The organism is Shewanella sp. NIFS-20-20 (assembly GCF_019209865.1).
In the GTDB taxonomy this organism is placed as follows: domain Bacteria; phylum Pseudomonadota; class Gammaproteobacteria; order Enterobacterales; family Shewanellaceae; genus Shewanella.
This window is the reverse complement of the sequence record NZ_JAHUTT010000049.1, coordinates 14,409-31,247: the sequence shown is the minus strand read 5'-3', so window position 1 is coordinate 31,247 and position 16,839 is coordinate 14,409. Positions and strand designations below refer to the sequence as shown.

Genomic DNA, 16,839 nt, shown 5'->3' with positions numbered 1-16,839 from the left:
GCGAGACAGTTCAAGCTTGATGGGAAACGGGATAGGGCCTATCCACGTGCGTTAAAAATGAGTAAAAACAAGTATCCCATTAAGTCTAAGAAAAATGCCGTTCACACTAAGTGAACGGCATTACGCCATAGCGCGGTTTAATAGGATTAACCTAACTGGTTAATTAGGCATCGATACCTTTATGACGTAAGAACTCATCATAAGTACCTTTAAAATCGGTAATGCCTTCTGGCGTAATTTCCAAAATACGATTAGCCAATGATGACACGAACGCCCGATCGTGAGACACGAAGAACAAGGTGCCTTCATACATTTCAAGGGCATTGTTCAATGACTCAATCGATTCCATATCCAAGTGGTTGGTGGGTTCATCCATGACTAAGATGTTAGGCTTTTGCATGATCATCTTGCCAAACAGCATCCGTCCCTGCTCACCACCAGACAGAATTTTCACTGACTTTTTAATGTCATCGGCACCAAACAACATACGGCCTAAAATACCGCGAACCGCTTGCTCATCATCCGTTTCTTTTTTCCACTGACTCATCCAGTCAAACACTGTCATATCGTTTTCAAAATCACTGGCATGATCCTGAGCGTAATAACCGAAGCTGGCATTTTCTGACCAATGAATGGTACCGCTGTCTTGAGTCAAATCGTGGATCAAGGTACGCACTAAGGTTGTCTTACCCGCGCCGTTCTCACCTAAGATTGCAATACGCTCACCCACTTCAGCAATAATGTTGAAGTTAGAAATTAATGGGGTATCAAAGCCTTTAGATAAGTTTTCAACCACTAAGGCATTACGGAATAATTTCTTATCTTGCTCGAAACGAATATAAGGATTGACGCGGCTAGACGCTTTAACTTCATCGAGTTTAATCTTATCGATTTGCTTAGCACGTGACGTCGCCTGTTTCGCTTTAGAGGCGTTGGCAGAGAAGCGAGAAACGAAGGTTTGCAATTCAGCAATTTGCGCCTTCTTCTTGGCATTATCAGACAACAAACGTTCGCGCGCTTGGGTCGAGGCCGTCATGTATTCATCATAGTTACCAGGATAAATACGCAGCTCACCGTAATCCAAATCCGCCATATGAGTACACACAGAGTTTAGGAAGTATCTGTCGTGCGAAATGATGATCATGGTGCTGTTACGTTGGTTCAAGGTATCTTGTAACCAGCGAATGGTATCGATGTCCAAGTTGTTGGTTGGTTCGTCGAGTAATAGCACTTCAGGATCCGCAAACAGGGCTTGGGCCAGCAAAACCCGCAATTTCCAACCTGGCGCCACTTCGCTCATTAGACCGAAATGTTGCTCTAACGGAATACCAACACCTAACAGAATTTCACCGGCTCGTGATTCGGCGGTATAACCGTCCATCTCGGCAAATTCCATTTCTAATTCAGCCACTTTAATGCCATCGTCTTCGGTCATTTCAGGCAAAGAGTAAATGTGCTCACGCTCTTGCTTAACGGCCCATAATTCTCTGTGACCCATGATAACAGTATCAATAACGCTAAAGTTTTCGTAAGCAAACTGATCCTGACTCAACTTACCGAGACGCTCATTCGGATCCATGGATACGTTACCGCCACTCGGCTCTAACTCACCACTGAGGATCTTCATAAAGGTCGACTTACCGCAACCATTAGCGCCGATAAGACCATAGCGGTTACCGCCGCCAAACTTAACTGAGATGTTTTCAAACAGTGGCTTGGCGCCAAACTGCATGGTGATATTCGCTGTAGTGATCAAAATTCGCTTCCAAATTCAAGCTAAGGTGTATGTAACCAAACCAAAAAGGTCGGCCGAAATAAATGGCGCAGTATAGCAGGATGGTCAGGTCTTGTCATGAACAAGACCCAATCAAAACTGACCCGCGCTCCGCCAAGGCTAAGGGGCGAAACACATTGAATTTTTAGTGTTAACAACTCTAGCCATTGTGACTCGCTCATATTCTCTTGACGGCCAGTGTGGCAAAAAAACACCCCAGCGACACGGTCGCTGGGGTGTGATTAGGCGCAACATCAGCCGCCGCTTATGCGACAAACGAGTTATAACATGGCGACATTATCTTTAGAGATGATCGACAGCGGCTGTTCGTCAGTAGACGTAGGCTGACGAACGCTCCCCTGTGTCAGCACATAATTCAGTAAACAACTGCTGTAATTAGACTTGGCTTTAGCCATTTTGGTGCCATTAACGTTGCGGACCAAAATAGTATCGCCGACCGCAAAATCGCCCTCAACCGCGACCACACTATCTAAAGTGATGTCTTGCTCACCATTGACAGAGTCATCAGCCTCGGCAATCAACACTTCACCTTTGGCTTTGGCAGTGTGCTTCATCCATAACACCGCCGATGAACTGCGGGCACGATTGGCAACAAAATGGGTGCCGGGGTTATTGCCATCGAGTAATTGCATAAATGATTCTTGGTTAAAGCCATTGATAATATAGGTATCAATGCCTTGAGCGGTTGCCTTAACCGCTGCCTCTAATTTTGTGCGCATGCCGCCGGTACCGGTATCGCTGACCGCATCCCCTGCCATCGCATGTATATCGGCATTAATTTGGTTCACCGTTTCAAGGCGAACAGCATCGGCATGAATACTCGGATTTTTATTGAATAAGCCATCGACATCGGTACAAATAATCAAGCTATCCGCCGCACTTGCCGCGGCAATCATGGCGGCTAGATTATCATTGTCACCTACCATCAGCTCTTTCGATGCGACGGTATCATTCTCATTCACAATCGGTAAGATGTCATGCTCAAGTAAAGACTCAATGGTCTCCATAATACTCATATAACGTTCACGCTGACATAAATCCGCATGCGTTAATAGGATTTGAGCGGAAGGGAAATCAAATAATTTATCCCATAAGGCCATCATGTCAGTTTGACCTGTCGCAGCCATGGCTTTCTTCAGTGCCACCGAGGCTGGCTTACCACTGAACCAATGACGACCCGCCGCCACGGAGCCAGAAGACACCAATACCACTTGTTGGCCGCGCTGACGACAATGCACAATAAACTGTGCAATGCCCAGCAAATGATGCGAACGACAACCTTGGTTGTCTGGTGCGATCAACGCACTGCCCACTTTCAAGACAATCCTTTTGCTCTCTAAAATAGACATAAATACTCTTCATTAACCTCGTAGAATTAAAACTTGCCTAACGCCATTAAAGGTAGCAGATACTGACTTATCTGGCTGAGCCGTTATCAAACTCACACCGAATAGGCAACGGGTACTTAATATAAACCCAAGCAATGGCAAACAGGGGTACACTGAGGTGTTGACCATTTGCCAGCAAAAGAGCCTATATCCACACAATGACAATGATAGTGCCGGCCAAAAACCACCCAACAAGGTGTTTGCCACCACCAATAGGGTGATCAAAATGCCGGCCTGATAATCCGCAAAAAATGCAGATTCAAAAAATTTCCCGAGCAACAAAACATGCTCAGCTAAAAAACGATGCTACCCACCGTACTCAATCAACGGATGACACTTTTACCGTCACCAAAACGCTGAACAACATAGCGAGAAGCGTTAGCGCATCCTTAGCGTTTGGTATAAATTCGCAATTATGCGTGCCAATCGAATCATTAGCCCTAACGCCTAAATGAGCGCTAAGGCCCCATAAAGGTGTGACCACCGGCGTCAACATGGCGCCAGGTCAATCCATCAACAGCCAACCACTCATATCCGAGGCTCCGGTAAAGAATACCGTCACCTGAGGGCTGACTTGGTGTTCGCCAAGCAGATAACTTGTCATATGAATAATGTCGACGAGCACCATCAATACCTTTACCTAACATCATTAAAAATAAACACTTAATGTTAGATAAATCGCACTCATCTACCACCCTTGTAATGATTAGGGCTCAATTTAAAAAATTGATAGAAGGGATAAAAAATGTAGCTACTAAGGATCAAACAAAGACAAACAAAACCAAATGCATCATCCATAACATCAACACATTTACCTAGCTTGTTAGGTAATTTATATGGCAATACCTTTGCCAATTGTTCACGCAACATAATAAATTCACCACGAATAATTAGAGCAGGAATTATTATAATGGCGTTTTTAGGCTAACTTATCAAGCCTGCGCTTCAGACATTGCCAGTAATAGTGGTCAATCTTGCAGCTAAAACTAAGCACAAGCACCTGAATTATATAAGTAAAAAACAAAAATCAATTGCATAACAAAAAAATTAACAAATTTCCCAGTTCAAACGCCCAAGTTTTACTTCTCAACGCCATCATCAGAATACTGGCAATATTAGTTCGGACACGAATCATATTCTCAATGTACCAACCATGATTAAGTGCCGAGCACATCACCTTGCTTCGCATTCGCCTGCAAGCTCGCCACATCACTCACTGTATCAGTTTGCTGACGGGTTTGGCTGAGGCTTGGCCAGACTGAGACCCATGACTCTTATCACCACCATTATTCTCGTTTACAGTTAACAACCGTATGTCCCTGAATTCTGGTAGCACAATACCCCGACGGATCAATCCCTGCCAGCGGGTTGTTCACGATATAGGAGTACGGGTTGGCGCTCTGGGTACTTGTGGGGCTCTGGATAGAAAATACTCAAAGTATGCTCTGCCCCTGCAAGTCGTACACCTGCGTTACCGATAGGACTTAACGGCAAAAATATTCCTATGCTCACCAACACATTACCTTACAGCGTCTATACTGTGTCTTGTATATCTCGGGGATTTGGATATGGAACATTTAGGAAAGGGAAAGCGCCCGTATTATGTGACCGCGGCTTTGGTCGCAGCGGAACTCAATGAAACATTAGCCAGCTGCAAAGAGATCAACCTCACTGCCAGCAACGCTCAAGCGGCTTCCAGCCGTATTGGTAGCGCTGCACTCGGCTTTAAAGCACTGACCCACTACATTGACGAATTAGCCGGCTACACTAAAAAAGCCGCTAATGAAATCAATGATCTAGCAAAAAATGCTAGCAAAATTGCCACCAATACCGCCAAAACAGCCACCGCCATGCATTACTTTGAACTGGCCTATGCTAAAGCCCATGACGCCACTTATCGCGACAGTATGAAAAAAGCCATCGATAAGACTGCACAACATTATCATCAGCAACAATCTGAATTTAACAAGATATTAGCCAAGATGGAGGTGCAACTGGCCGAACTAAAGCAAAATCTTCGCAGTGCCAATGCGCTTGCCTCCATTTGTCGGGTTGAAGCCTGTCGGGTGGATACCCATTTTCAAGCCATTTTTGTCGATGTCGCCAATAAGGTCGATGTTGTCGCGGCTCAGATCCGTGGTCGGGTAGATACCGCCATTCGCTTATTTGATTCCCATTAACGGTTAAGGAAAACACAATGAAAACTGAGCTGATCGTCGAAACGCCCACTCATAAGTGGTTATATTTCGGTCGTGACCATGAGAAAAATGAAAAGATTATTGATACCAATCAATATTTAGTACAAAGCGGTAGCCAGTCGTTGTTAATGGATCCGGGTGGAATTGAACTGTTTGCCCCCATGCTAGCCAGTTTGGTACGCCAATTACCTATCGAACACATTACTTATTTATTTGCCTCGCACCAAGATCCTGACATTATTTCTTCGCTCGGCTTATGGGATCAAACGCTGCCTAAAGCCAAGTTGTATTCACCCTGGCTGTGGGAAAGTTTTATTCGCCATTTTGGGATGAACAATATCAAATTTGAACCCATAGATGATGAAGGTGGCAAATTACTGGTCGGTGACGTCGAGTTACATTTTATTCCCGCCCATTACCTGCATTCCTCTGGCAATTTTCATGTATACGATCCCGTAGGCAAGGTACTGATGTCTGGCGATGTAGGCGCTGCCCTTGAAGATAACAATGCCGATATCTATGTCGATGACTTTGCTAAACACAGTCAAAAAATGCAGTTTTTTCATCAGCGTTGGATGCCATCAAATCGAGCAAAAGATAATTGGATTGCTAGAGTTCGTTCATTAGATATTGAATACATGTGTCCCCAACACGGACGTATTTTCAGGGGAGATCAAGTCAAACAATTTTTAGATTGGTTTGCCGCGCTTAATGTTGGAATAACCAACTAAACGCTAAAGCCGCCAAGCGATGGCGGCTTTTTTGTTAACTATTTTGATGAGCATTAGTTAACCAACAAAAATTAACCACCAAAATAGCTGCTCAATATTCCAACAAGTGCTCAAGTTTTTTTCAAGCACCCTGTTTTCACACCAGAACAATAATGCATTGCACCAACCCGCTAAATACCCCACGCTGACGCAATGGCTGAATAATTTCATCTCCACCCACAATCAATCATCACAACCACTGTTCTAATTGCGCTATTAATAATGTAATTAAATGCGACTTTCATCAGTCTAAACAGTAAAACAAATGCTAATTAACAAGGTAGTATTGCAGCGCTAAACCATATATTAATAGAACACAATTAGAATAATGAGGTTGATGAAATGAGTCGCATTTTAGTTAAAGGCCTAGTTGCTGCCGCTGTACTCTCTGCCCTAGTCGGTTGTAATGATAACGACGACAATAACGATAACCTTTGTGGTGCTGATAACTGCACTCGCTTTACCGTGTTACATACCAATGATAACCATGGCCGTTTCTGGCAAAATAATAACGGTGAATACGGCATGGCTGCCCGTAAGACCCTGATTGACCAAATCCGTGCCGAAGTTAAGAGCAATGGCGGCGAAGTACTGCTGCTGTCTGGTGGTGACATTAACACCGGTGTTCCTGAATCAGATATGCAAGATGCCGTGCCTGATTTTATTGGCATGAACCTGATTGGCTATGATGCCATGGCCATAGGAAACCACGAATTTGATAACACCTTAGACGTGTTAGATATGCAAGCAAAGTTAGCCAACTTCCCCATGTTAGCGGCCAACATCTACCTTAAAGATCAAGACGGTAAAGTCACTGACGAACGTTTATTCGACGCTTATCGCATCTTTGATGTTAACGGTTTAAAAATTGCCGTGATTGGTTTCACCACGAAAGATACCGCGCATTTAGTTAATCCAGACAATATTGGCTCTATCCACTTTGCCGATCCACAAGTTGAAATCAGCAAAACACTGCAAGAAATCGAAGCCAACGAAACCGTTGATTTAGTGTTTGCTACCACCCACATGGGTCACTATGCCGATGGTAACCATGGTTCTGAAGCGCCTGGCGATGTGTTATTAGCACGCTCTGTTGCCGAAGGTAAGCTCCAAGCCATTATCGGTGGTCATTCACAGAACCCCGTGTGTATGGAGCCTGACGGCAAAAACTATGCAGATTTCAAACCGGGCGATGATTGCCGCCCAGATCAACAAAATGGTACTTGGATCATGCAAGCTCATGAATGGGGCAAGTATGTCGGCCGTGCTGATTTTGAAATGATCAATGGCGAACTGAACCTAGTAAGCTATGACTTGATCCCTGTGAATCTGCTGGTTAAAGATGCGGACGGTAACAAGGTGTTGGCCGGTGAAGCCATTGTAGAAGATGCCACGGTGAAATCCATTTTATACCCTTACCAGCAAAAAGGTCAGGAGTTACTGGATGTCAAAATCTCAAATACCGATGGCAAACTTGAAGGTGATCGCACTGTCGTTCGCGTCAAGCAAACTAACCTAGGTTGGTTACTGGGTGAAGCCTATCGCACCTATCCATTAGTTAATGCTGACTTTGGGGTGATGAACTCAGGTGGCGTGCGCGCTTCGATTGCTGCTGGCGATATTGCCTATCGCGACGTATTGACGGTACAACCTTTTGGTAATTTCGTCACCAAGGCGACAATGACCGGGGCTGAAGTGGCGGAATACCTAGGCGTTGTTGGTACCAAAACTGGGGGTGGTTATGCCCAGTTAAGCAATATCTCGCTGGCAATTGACTGTGATACTGCGACCGTGGACATTAGCGACATCAATGGTAAAGGCTTCTCTCCAACGGCAAATTATAGCTTCTCTGTGATCAGCTTCAGCGCCGCCGGTGGTGATGATTATCCGAAGATTGATGTGTTAGACACTCAGCAAACTGACGCGGCTGTGTTGCGCGAATTCTTTGAGAAGAACCCCAACATCAAGGCGGCTGATTTTGAGCCAGTGCAAGGTCAAGTGACTCATCTTAAAAACGGTGTGGTCGTTGATAACTGCGCGGTCCAATAATCGCATTGATGCTATGACGCCATTGATTTGATACCTAGGTATCAAACGCGCCTAAGTCGGTGCTGCTATGCCGACTAGGCGCCAACAACCGCCAGTCTTATGCTGGCGGTTTTTTATGGGCCGCAATGCCCATTGTCGCCACATCAAGTTTTTACAATAAATGCCCCTGGGGACTTGAAGATTTATTTAATCGGAGTATATTCACCAAAATTTGCTTTTTGCATTAGCAACTTGTCGTCACCAATAGCATTGAAAGAACGCTTGTGAATTTATACAGCCAACCAAAAAAAATGATTACCGCTGTTAACCGCCACGCTGGCGGCGTTGCTGCTTTGCTATTGCTGACAAACTATCAATAAACCTCCTAATGGAGGTTTTTTTTTGGTCCACCACCAAGGAATACATTATGCCTAATCCGCTCTACAACAAACATATTCTTTCTATTCCCGAATTATCGCGGCAAGAAATGGAATTGGTGGTCGAAACTGCAGGTCAAATCAAAGCCGAGCCCCGCCCTGATTTACTCAAGCACAAGGTCATAGCCAGTTGCTTTTTTGAAGCGTCCACGCGCACACGCTTGTCGTTTGAAACCTCAGTCCAGCGCTTAGGAGGCCGGGTGATTGGTTTTCCGGATGCAGGCAATACCTCAGCCGGTAAAAAAGGGGAAACCTTAGCTGACTCGGTTCGGGTGATTTCGTCTTATGTCGATGCCTTCATTATGCGCCATCCCCGCGAAGGTGCGGCGCGCTTGGCGTCTGAGTTTTCAAATGGGGTACCCATTATTAATGGCGGCGACGGCGCCAACCAACACCCCACGCAAACCTTGCTGGATTTATTCAGTATCTACGAAACGCAAGGAAGGCTTGATAACCTGCATATTGCCATGGTCGGCGATCTAAAATACGGTCGCACCGTCCACTCCCTCGCCCAAGCATTAGCAAAATTCAGTAATAACCGTTTTTACTTTATCGCCCCCGATGTACTGGCCATGCCTGACTATATTCTAGAAACCTTAGATGATGCTGGCATGGAATATAGTCTCCACACCAGCATTGATGAGGTCGTGCCCGCGCTGGATATCTTATACATGACCCGCGTTCAAAAAGAGCGTTTTGACGAGTCTGAATATGCCCATATCAAGTCGGCCTATATTTTATCTTGCGACAATCTCACCGATGCCAAAAGCAATTTAAAAGTGCTGCACCCATTACCACGGGTTGATGAAATTAGCATCGATGTTGATAACACTCCTTATGCCTACTATTTCCAGCAGGCACAAAACGGTGTATACGCGCGCCAAGCCTTATTAGCCCTTGTACTGAACGAAAATATTTAACGGGATACGCCATGAGCAAAGATAATCAACTACAGGTAGAAGCCATTAAAAATGGCACAGTGATAGACCATATCCCGGCGAATATTGGCTTTAAGGTGATAAAATTATTTCACCTGCATAATACCGAAGAGCGCGTCACAATTGGCTTAAACCTGCCTTCATCAGCCTTAGGTCGCAAAGATTTAATTAAGATTGAAAACATCTGGTTTAGTGAGGCTCAAGCTCAACGGCTCGCGTTATACGCCCCCGACGCCACTGTCAATAAAATTGAAAATTACCAAGTGGTTGCCAAATTACCACTCAACCTGCCGAGTCATATTACCGGCGTATTTAGCTGCCCTAATACTAACTGCATCACCCATGTAGAGCCGGCGGTTGAAACCCGTTTTGGCGTGACTCTCAAGCAAGGTGATATTCAATTGGCATGTAAGTATTGCGAGAAAGTCTTTAGCCGCGACGTGGTCACCGAGCGCGATTAACCCCAGCGTGTGATTTAGCGAGAACGGCGCCTAAGTGAGCCCTAGGCGCCGACATTGCCGTTTATGACAGTCGAGTGGTTTTTAAGCGATTGGCATTGGTCACCACAGTAAGCGATGATAACGCCATCGCCGCACCGGCCACCACAGGACTTAATAAAATCCCAAACACAGGGAATAACACCCCCGCAGCGATTGGAATACCTAAGGTATTGTATATAAACGCCCCAAACAGATTTTGCTTAATGTTTCTCATGCTGGCTCGCGCTAACGCTAAGGCATCCACCAAGGTGGTTAACTGATGCGATAACAACGTGATATCTGCACTTTCTATGGCCACTTCAGTCCCAGAGCCCATGGCAATCCCCACGTCGGCGCTCATTAAGGCGGGCGCATCATTAATGCCATCCCCCACCATGGCCACCACCTCACCTTCCTGCTGTAAGCGCTTAACGACCGCCTGTTTTTCCTGAGGCAATACTTGAGCAATGACCTCATCAATACCGACGTCGCTAGCCACTGCATCGGCCGTGGCTTGGTTATCACCGGATAACATCACCACTCGTAAGCCTCGCTGACGCAAGTTGTGTATCGCACTGGCGGCATCAGGCTTGATGGGATCACTAATCAAGATTAACGCCAACACTTGCCCGTCACAGGCCACCCACACCGGCGTTTTACCCGCGCTAGCAAAGTCGTTTTGTTGTTGTAACGCCGCCTCACTCATCTCGGCGCCATGGTGAGCCAGTAACGCTTGATTACCCACTAGCCAAGTTTGGCCTGCCAGCTGAGCGCTAAGCCCTTGGCCTTGATGATTAATAAATTCATCGACCTGATAAACCGGGCTTTCTCTCGCATGCGCACTTTCGATAATCGCCGCCGCCAACGGATGAGAAGAAGCCACTTCAATCGCCGCAACCTTTGCCAATAACTCCGCTTGTGCCAGCATTGGCGCTAACATGACGACCTCGGTCACTTGCGGCTTACCTAAGGTAATAGTGCCCGTTTTATCTAACACCACAGTGGTTACCTTGCTGGCGGTTTGGAGTGCTTCGCCATTTTTAATCAACACGCCCATTTGCGCCGCCCGCCCGACGGCCACCATAATCGACATAGGCGTCGCTAAGCCGAGCGCACACGGACAAGCAATAATGAGGACGCTAATTAATACCACTAGGGCATGACTCAAGGCGGGTGCGGGGCCAAACAGCAACCAAATGCCGCTAGCCACTAAGGCAATCATCACCACCACAGGCACGAAATAGGCCGCAATCTTATCGGTTAACCGTCCGATGGGCATTTTCGATGTTTGGGCTTCTTGGACCAAACTAATGATCTTGGCCAATTTGGTATCACGGGCACTCGCCGTGACCTGATACGTTAAAGCCCCATTGCCATTGACTGTGCCCGCACTGACGCTATCCCCCACCTCTTTGGCCACGGCTAATGGCTCTCCGGTCAACATGGATTCATCAATCACGCTGTGGCCCGACAAGATCACACCATCAAGTGCTACGCGATCACCGGGTTTTAATCGCAACACATCGTCAATATTGATGGCACTAATGGCAACGACTTCGTCGCCTTGCTCACCAATCCGCACCGCCGTGTTGGTTTGTAAGCCTAATAATTTTTGCACCGCTTCACTGGTTTTACCCCGAGCCCTCAACTCCAAGGCATGCCCAAGATTAATCAAGCCTAAAATCATGACACTCGCTTCAAAATACACATGCCCAGTGCCCGTCGGGAACGCCGAAGGGAGTAACACCACCAGCATAGAAAACAGCCATGCACTGCCAGTACCTAAGGCGATAAGGGTATCCATATTGGCCGATTTCGCCTTGAGCGAACGCCAAAATCCGCGATAAAAGTGACTACCGGTCACCACCATCAGCACTAACGTCAGCACCCCCACCACGCCCCAGCCAAGTTGGGCGGCGCTGGAGCTTATCGTCATGGTACCGCCAAGTAATCCCCATAACATCAAGGGTACCCCAGTGGCGATGCCTAAGGCCGCTTGCCAAATTCGAGTCCGGTATTCCCGTTTATCATGTAAGGCTTTATCGGCCGCAGCGCTTGCGGCATCCTCGATGATTTGACCTTGGTAACCCGCTTGAGTTAGCAAAGATAACACCCAAGCACTATCGTCAGTGCCCGTGACTCGTACCTGTTTATCGGCCAAGTTAACCTTGGCCTCTACGCCACGGTGCTTAGCAAAAGCCGATTCGATTTTGGCAACGCAGCTAGCGCAACTCATGTCGGCAACAAAGACACTCAATACCCTTGGCGAGGATAGCTCGGCTGACGCGATTTGGGGCGTGGCGGGTATCGATGCCAATGATGCTGTGCCTTGGCTCTGCGGCATCTCGCTGGCGGGATAGCCCGCCTCGTCTAAACGTGCCAATAAGGTGGCGCGACTGGCCGCACTGCGCAGCGTTAAAATTTTTGAATCAAAATCAGCGGAAATATCATCGGCAATATCCGCTAACGCCGTACCGATGGTTTGTAAGCAATGCTGGCAAGTCATCTTGGCCACCAACAATTGATAGTGTGGTGCCACAGGGTGGGTGTCAGCGGCTAATTCATGCTCCGCCACCGCGACAATGGCTTTGGCGGGGTAACCGGCACTGGCTAACCCAGCCAGCAACTCAGCACTGGAAGCGGCACTGCGAAGTTGCAGAATGTTAGTGTCAAAATTTGCACTAAACTCTTGTGCCAAACTCGCTAACGCCGTGCTAATGGTCTGCAAACAATGTTGGCAGGTCATGTTGGCCACATAGAACTGCTGCATCAAGGCCTGCGTTTGTGCAGCAATGGCGGCAGTCACCTGAGTTTGCGCCGCTTCGATGTCGTGCGCTAAGGGGACAAGTACCGCCAAATTTGCTTCAAAGGCGGTCTCAACTGAGGGTTGGAGCTGCCATTGATACCCAGCCACAGTCAAGGCGACCTTTATCGCCCCTAGCGACATAGGCCCCGTTAGGGTTAAGGTTTGCGTCGCCACCTCGGTGGTGACTAACACCTCAGAAAATGCGGCATTGTCGGCAAATAATGCCTGAATTCGTTTAGCACAACCGCCGCAATTCATATTGGCAATGTGAAACACAAAACGTGACATAACAGCTCCTGCACTGGGCAGTTGAATAACAGATAGCCACAGAGTAAAGTTTCCCCCAAGGGGAGAGTCAAGCCATGGCGAGATAATTAATGAAAATCGGTGAAGTAGCAAACAAAACAGGTATGTCTATCAAGAGCATACGATATTATCATGACATAGGATTAATCACGGCTGCTCGGGGTGAAAATGGCTATCGTGATTACCGCGATCGCGAGGTTGATGCACTGATGTTTGTTCATCATTGTCGCCACCTCGGCTTTAGTTTGGATGAGTGTCGTGAATTATTATCCCTCAAACAAAACCAGCAACGCACCGCCAAAGAAGTGAAGCGCCTAGCGCGCGAGCACCTTGCTGAGGTCAATCAACGCATTAGCCAATTAACCATGTTAGCCAATGAGCTGACACAGCTAGTGGCGCAATGTCGTGGCGATGACGGCAATGACTGTTTCATCATTAATGGCTTAGGCAAAAACCTGAGCGACAAAAGCACTTAAGAGCGTTTGTTAAATCGTTGCCGACACCAGTGGATCACCGCCAATTGATCTGCCGTCGACAAACCAAAGAAGATACACAGCCAAGGGGATATTAAGAAAAACCATGAAATCGACTCAGTCGAGTGACCACTCAATAATAAGTATAAGAAGCCGAAATTAATGACCACCACCCCGGCGATCCCAACGACCAGTAACATCCTTCTTGTCCAACGCTCTAACTGCTGAGCAAACCGCTCCATCAAGACTCCTTTGCAGTGTGATGTTCACCTAATGGCTTGAAAATGGTTAACAGTGACCATTGTTCAATGATGCCTATGGCTTGTCAATCCACAAAAAACCATGGCTTTGCAAAACAAAGCCCGCACAAGCGGGCTTAAACATGACATCATAGGCAAGCGTCTGGCTTACATTGACAAACCACCATCAATTTCAATGACTCGGCCGTTGATATAGTCGTTTTCGATAATAAAGCGCGCGGTTTTTGCCACTTCTTGGGCTTCACCTAAACGGCCAACCGGTACCATCTGACTTAATCGAGCCAGCGCTTCGGGTTTCATGGCGGCCGTCATATCGGTAGCGATCACCCCTGGTGCAATCGCGGCAGCACGAATGTTATAGCGACTCAGCTCTTTAGCCCAGCCCACCGCCATGGCGGCCACCCCTGCTTTGGAGGCGGAATAATTGCTTTGGCCCACATTACCGGCACGGGCAATGCTAGAAATATTAATAATCACCCCGGCTTGTTTGGAAGTGATCATCGCCGCGGCGGCTTCACGGCCACACAAAAAGCTACCGGCCAAATTGACATCGATCACTGAGCTAAACTGTTGCAATGACATTCTGTCGCTAACCACACCATCTTTGGCCTTCAATAACATGCCATCACGCAAAATGCCGGCGTTATTGATCAGCACATTCACTTGACCAAAGTCTTCCAAAATATATTGGAACACAGCCATTACATCTTCTTCATCTGTGATATCAACCGCATACCCCTGAATTTCGACCCCTGGATTGGCCCCGGCTAAATCGGCACAGGAATTCTCCAGCTTGTCTTGATCGCTATCTATGATGGCCAGTTTAGCCCCTGCTGCCGCCAATTCATTGGCCATAGCTAAACCTAAACCACCGGCACCACCGGTGATCACTACCACCTTATTTGTTAATTCCATGCTCACCTCACTGTCATTTTGACCTAGGGCCAAAATGCTCAAAAATACTGGAAAAGTCCAACGAGCCATGACCTTCTCGGGCATGACTAACATACACATTTCGCGCTAACGCCCCCATCGGGGTGCTTGAACCGCTTGCTAACGCTGTCGCCATCGCCAAGCCTAAGTCTTTCACCATCAAGTCGACCATAAAACCCCCTTGGTAATGATTGGAGGAAGGCACTTGCGGCATAACCCCTGGACAGGGATTATATTTATCCAGCGTCCAATTACCACCACTACTGACTTTCATTATGTCAGACAAGACCTTAGGGTCGAGACCATTATCAATCCCCATGGCCAAAGATTCACTGGTGGCTATCATCAACACCGACAACAGCATGTTGTTACAGATCTTGGCCACTTGGCCTGCCCCCGCGCCACCGGCATGAAAAATATTCCCCCCCATATTGGCTAACACCGCCTCGGCCCGAGCAAACGCCTGATCACTGCCACCACAAATAAAGGTCAAGGTGCCTGCCGCCGCGCCGGCGGTGCCACCTGAGACGGGCGCATCAATAAAATCTAATCCTAGAGATGCCGCTTTGGCGGCCACAGTGCGAGCTACATCGGCTTCGATAGTCGAGCTATCAATTAATAAACACTCAGGGCCAACTAATTCAAGGATCCCCTGGGTATTGTCATCGCCCAAATATAAATTGAGCACATGCTTACCGGCCGGTAGCATGGTAATTAAAATATCAGCCCCCGCCGCGGCCCCACAGGCAGTGCGAGCGAGTAATCCGCCTTGACTGGCAAATTGACTCATGGCCGCTTGGCTTAAATCAAAGCCTGTAACTGTATGACCTGCCTTAAGTAAATTGACCGCCATCGGGCCGCCCATATTGCCTAATCCGATAAATCCAATGCTTGCCATATGCTTACCTTATAACTTATTCAGTGGATGATCATCAGCATGCCATGGAGAGGTCATGAGGGTGGTCATCATCTCTTCAGGGACATCACTCACGTGGGGGACATGCCAATGCGGGGTCTTATCTTTATCTATCAATAATGCTCGGACACCTTCGACAAAATCGCCGTGAACAGTACAGTTAACGCTCCAGTCCAGTTCTTGCCGAAAACACTCAGCTAAGGTCATCTCGGTGCCAATTTGTGATTGCGCATAGCCTAAACAGATACTTAAAGGACTACCGGCTAAATAGTTATTACGGGCTTTCGCTAACCATTCCACCTCAGTCTCCAAGGCCACCAATTTGCTATCAATCTCGCGTAAGTCTCCGCTAAACAACTCATCGATTAAGCCTTGGTTTTTCTTAAGCGGACTCACCGCCACACTACGCCCCAATTGATTACGCAGTGCCACTAACACATCGCTAAACTTTTGCTTATTGAGACTAGTGTTCATGCCCCACTTGACCTCAGCCAACTTATCGAGCAGCAATTGTTTATCATCACGATGTAAATAATGGGTGGCTAAGCCACTGTAGAGACAATCAGATGCCTTTAACCCATAGCCGGTTAATGCTAAAAATAATCCAAGCTTACCCGGCATGCGGTTTAAGAAATAACTGCCGCCCACGTCGGGATATAAACCAATACTCACCTCGGGCATCGCCAAACGCGAATGCTCGGTCACCACCCGATGACTGGCCCCCACCATCAGGCCTAAACCGCCGCCCATCACTATGCCATCACCCCACACTAATAGGGGCTTATCGAAGGTATGCATCAAATAATCAAGTTGATATTCGTGGCTAAAAAACTCAGTGACCGTTGCTGCCACTTCGCCATCGGCCGCTTTCGCCGCTTGATATAAGGCGCGAATATCGCCGCCAGCACAAAAGGCCTTTTCGCCGCTACCATCTAAAATGACCGCCACCGTTTTATCGTCTTGCTGCCAAGCCGATAATTGCTGAAATAGCGCCTTAACCATCTCCAAATTCAAGGCATTCAGAGCCGCCTCGACATTCAGTGTGGCAATTCCTATATGTTTGCCACAGGCCGTGCCTAATGTTTGAAATACCACATCGTTAGTCATAGCCA

General features: G+C 47.3%; 14 protein-coding genes and 1 pseudogene. 6 read left to right on the top strand and 9 right to left on the bottom strand.

Going from position 1 to position 16,839, the window contains the following annotated elements; genetic code table 11:
* Window positions 1-163: 163 nt before the first annotated feature.
* The 3 genes from KU855_RS14300 to KU855_RS18915 form a co-directional block, all read right to left on the bottom strand.
* Window positions 164-1,756 (bottom strand): ABC-F family ATPase, encoded by a 1,593-nt coding sequence (locus KU855_RS14300; RefSeq protein WP_218530960.1) that lies wholly within the window; start codon window positions 1,754-1,756, stop codon window positions 164-166.
* A 299-nt stretch (window positions 1,757-2,055) separates the two neighbouring features.
* The gene (gene proB / locus KU855_RS14295; RefSeq protein WP_218530959.1) at window positions 2,056-3,144 is read right to left on the bottom strand and encodes a glutamate 5-kinase; all 1,089 of its coding nucleotides are present in this window, start codon (window positions 3,142-3,144) and stop codon (window positions 2,056-2,058) included.
* 544 nt (window positions 3,145-3,688) lie between these two features.
* Window positions 3,689-3,814, bottom strand: a complete 126-nt coding sequence (locus tag KU855_RS18915) for a hypothetical protein (protein ID WP_256261047.1) — start codon at window positions 3,812-3,814, stop codon at window positions 3,689-3,691.
* Between the two features lie 937 nt (window positions 3,815-4,751).
* On the opposite strand from KU855_RS18915, the gene KU855_RS14290 reads away from it, so the two are divergent.
* From KU855_RS14290 to pyrI, 5 genes are all read left to right on the top strand, one after another.
* A complete protein-coding gene (locus KU855_RS14290) occupies window positions 4,752-5,363 on the top strand; it encodes a chemotaxis protein (protein ID WP_218530958.1) in 612 nt (203 codons plus the stop codon).
* Between the two features lie 17 nt (window positions 5,364-5,380).
* Window positions 5,381-6,112 (top strand): MBL fold metallo-hydrolase, encoded by a 732-nt coding sequence (locus tag KU855_RS14285; protein ID WP_218530957.1) that lies wholly within the window; start codon window positions 5,381-5,383, stop codon window positions 6,110-6,112.
* A gap of 381 nt (window positions 6,113-6,493) precedes the next feature.
* Window positions 6,494-8,200 carry a bifunctional UDP-sugar hydrolase/5'-nucleotidase UshA gene (ushA, locus tag KU855_RS14280; RefSeq protein ID WP_218530956.1) on the top strand — a complete coding sequence of 569 codons (1,707 nt, stop codon included), beginning with the start codon at window positions 6,494-6,496 and terminating at the stop codon, window positions 8,198-8,200.
* Between the two features lie 406 nt (window positions 8,201-8,606).
* Window positions 8,607-9,536 (top strand): aspartate carbamoyltransferase, encoded by a 930-nt coding sequence (pyrB, locus tag KU855_RS14275; RefSeq protein ID WP_218530955.1) that lies wholly within the window; start codon window positions 8,607-8,609, stop codon window positions 9,534-9,536.
* An 11-nt stretch (window positions 9,537-9,547) separates the two neighbouring features.
* Entirely contained in the window at window positions 9,548-10,015 is a 468-nt protein-coding gene (gene pyrI / locus KU855_RS14270; RefSeq protein WP_218530954.1) for an aspartate carbamoyltransferase regulatory subunit, read from the top strand.
* Window positions 10,016-10,076: 61 nt separating this feature from the next.
* Here the strand turns inward: pyrI and KU855_RS14265 are convergent, their stop codons facing one another.
* Window positions 10,077-12,377 carry a heavy metal translocating P-type ATPase gene (locus tag KU855_RS14265; RefSeq protein ID WP_218530963.1) on the bottom strand — a complete coding sequence of 767 codons (2,301 nt, stop codon included), beginning with the start codon at window positions 12,375-12,377 and terminating at the stop codon, window positions 10,077-10,079.
* A gap of 264 nt (window positions 12,378-12,641) precedes the next feature.
* A pseudogene (locus KU855_RS19110) lies at window positions 12,642-12,803 on the bottom strand (heavy-metal-associated domain-containing protein); the annotation flags it as partial.
* Between the two features lie 413 nt (window positions 12,804-13,216).
* On the opposite strand from KU855_RS19110, the gene cueR reads away from it, so the two are divergent.
* Window positions 13,217-13,621: a Cu(I)-responsive transcriptional regulator gene (gene cueR, locus KU855_RS14260; RefSeq protein ID WP_218530953.1), complete on the top strand. Its 405-nt coding sequence runs from the start codon at window positions 13,217-13,219 to the stop codon at window positions 13,619-13,621.
* Here the strand turns inward: cueR and KU855_RS14255 are convergent.
* From KU855_RS14255 to KU855_RS14240, 4 genes are all read right to left on the bottom strand, one after another.
* Entirely contained in the window at window positions 13,618-13,860 is a 243-nt protein-coding gene (locus tag KU855_RS14255) for a hypothetical protein (protein WP_218530952.1), read from the bottom strand. The two genes, cueR and KU855_RS14255, sit on opposite strands and share 4 nt — an antisense overlap.
* A 165-nt stretch (window positions 13,861-14,025) precedes the next feature.
* Window positions 14,026-14,793 (bottom strand): SDR family oxidoreductase, encoded by a 768-nt coding sequence (locus tag KU855_RS14250; RefSeq protein WP_218530951.1) that lies wholly within the window; start codon window positions 14,791-14,793, stop codon window positions 14,026-14,028.
* Window positions 14,794-14,806: 13 nt separating this feature from the next.
* Window positions 14,807-15,709 (bottom strand): 3-hydroxyisobutyrate dehydrogenase, encoded by a 903-nt coding sequence (gene mmsB / locus KU855_RS14245; RefSeq protein ID WP_218530950.1) that lies wholly within the window; start codon window positions 15,707-15,709, stop codon window positions 14,807-14,809.
* 9 nt (window positions 15,710-15,718) lie between these two features.
* A complete protein-coding gene (locus KU855_RS14240) occupies window positions 15,719-16,834 on the bottom strand; it encodes an enoyl-CoA hydratase/isomerase family protein (protein ID WP_218530962.1) in 1,116 nt (371 codons plus the stop codon).
* Between the last annotated feature and the right edge of the window lie 5 nt (window positions 16,835-16,839).

Excerpts from the sequence above, each read along its gene's own strand:
- proB (WP_218530959.1), bottom strand. The coding sequence starts at position 3,144 with ATGTCTATTTTAGAGAGCAAAAGGATTGTCTTGAAAGTGGGCAGTGCG.
- KU855_RS14290 (WP_218530958.1), top strand. The coding sequence starts at position 4,752 with ATGGAACATTTAGGAAAGGGAAAGCGCCCGTATTATGTGACCGCGGCT.
- KU855_RS14285 (WP_218530957.1), top strand. The coding sequence starts at position 5,381 with ATGAAAACTGAGCTGATCGTCGAAACGCCCACTCATAAGTGGTTATAT.
- ushA (WP_218530956.1), top strand. The coding sequence starts at position 6,494 with ATGAGTCGCATTTTAGTTAAAGGCCTAGTTGCTGCCGCTGTACTCTCT.
- pyrB (WP_218530955.1), top strand. The coding sequence starts at position 8,607 with ATGCCTAATCCGCTCTACAACAAACATATTCTTTCTATTCCCGAATTA.
- pyrI (WP_218530954.1), top strand. The coding sequence starts at position 9,548 with ATGAGCAAAGATAATCAACTACAGGTAGAAGCCATTAAAAATGGCACA.
- KU855_RS14265 (WP_218530963.1), bottom strand. The coding sequence starts at position 12,377 with ATGCCGCAGAGCCAAGGCACAGCATCATTGGCATCGATACCCGCCACG.
- cueR (WP_218530953.1), top strand. The coding sequence starts at position 13,217 with ATGAAAATCGGTGAAGTAGCAAACAAAACAGGTATGTCTATCAAGAGC.
- KU855_RS14255 (WP_218530952.1), bottom strand. The coding sequence starts at position 13,860 with ATGGAGCGGTTTGCTCAGCAGTTAGAGCGTTGGACAAGAAGGATGTTA.
- KU855_RS14250 (WP_218530951.1), bottom strand. The coding sequence starts at position 14,793 with ATGGAATTAACAAATAAGGTGGTAGTGATCACCGGTGGTGCCGGTGGT.
- mmsB (WP_218530950.1), bottom strand. The coding sequence starts at position 15,709 with ATGGCAAGCATTGGATTTATCGGATTAGGCAATATGGGCGGCCCGATG.
- KU855_RS14240 (WP_218530962.1), bottom strand. The coding sequence starts at position 16,834 with ATGACTAACGATGTGGTATTTCAAACATTAGGCACGGCCTGTGGCAAA.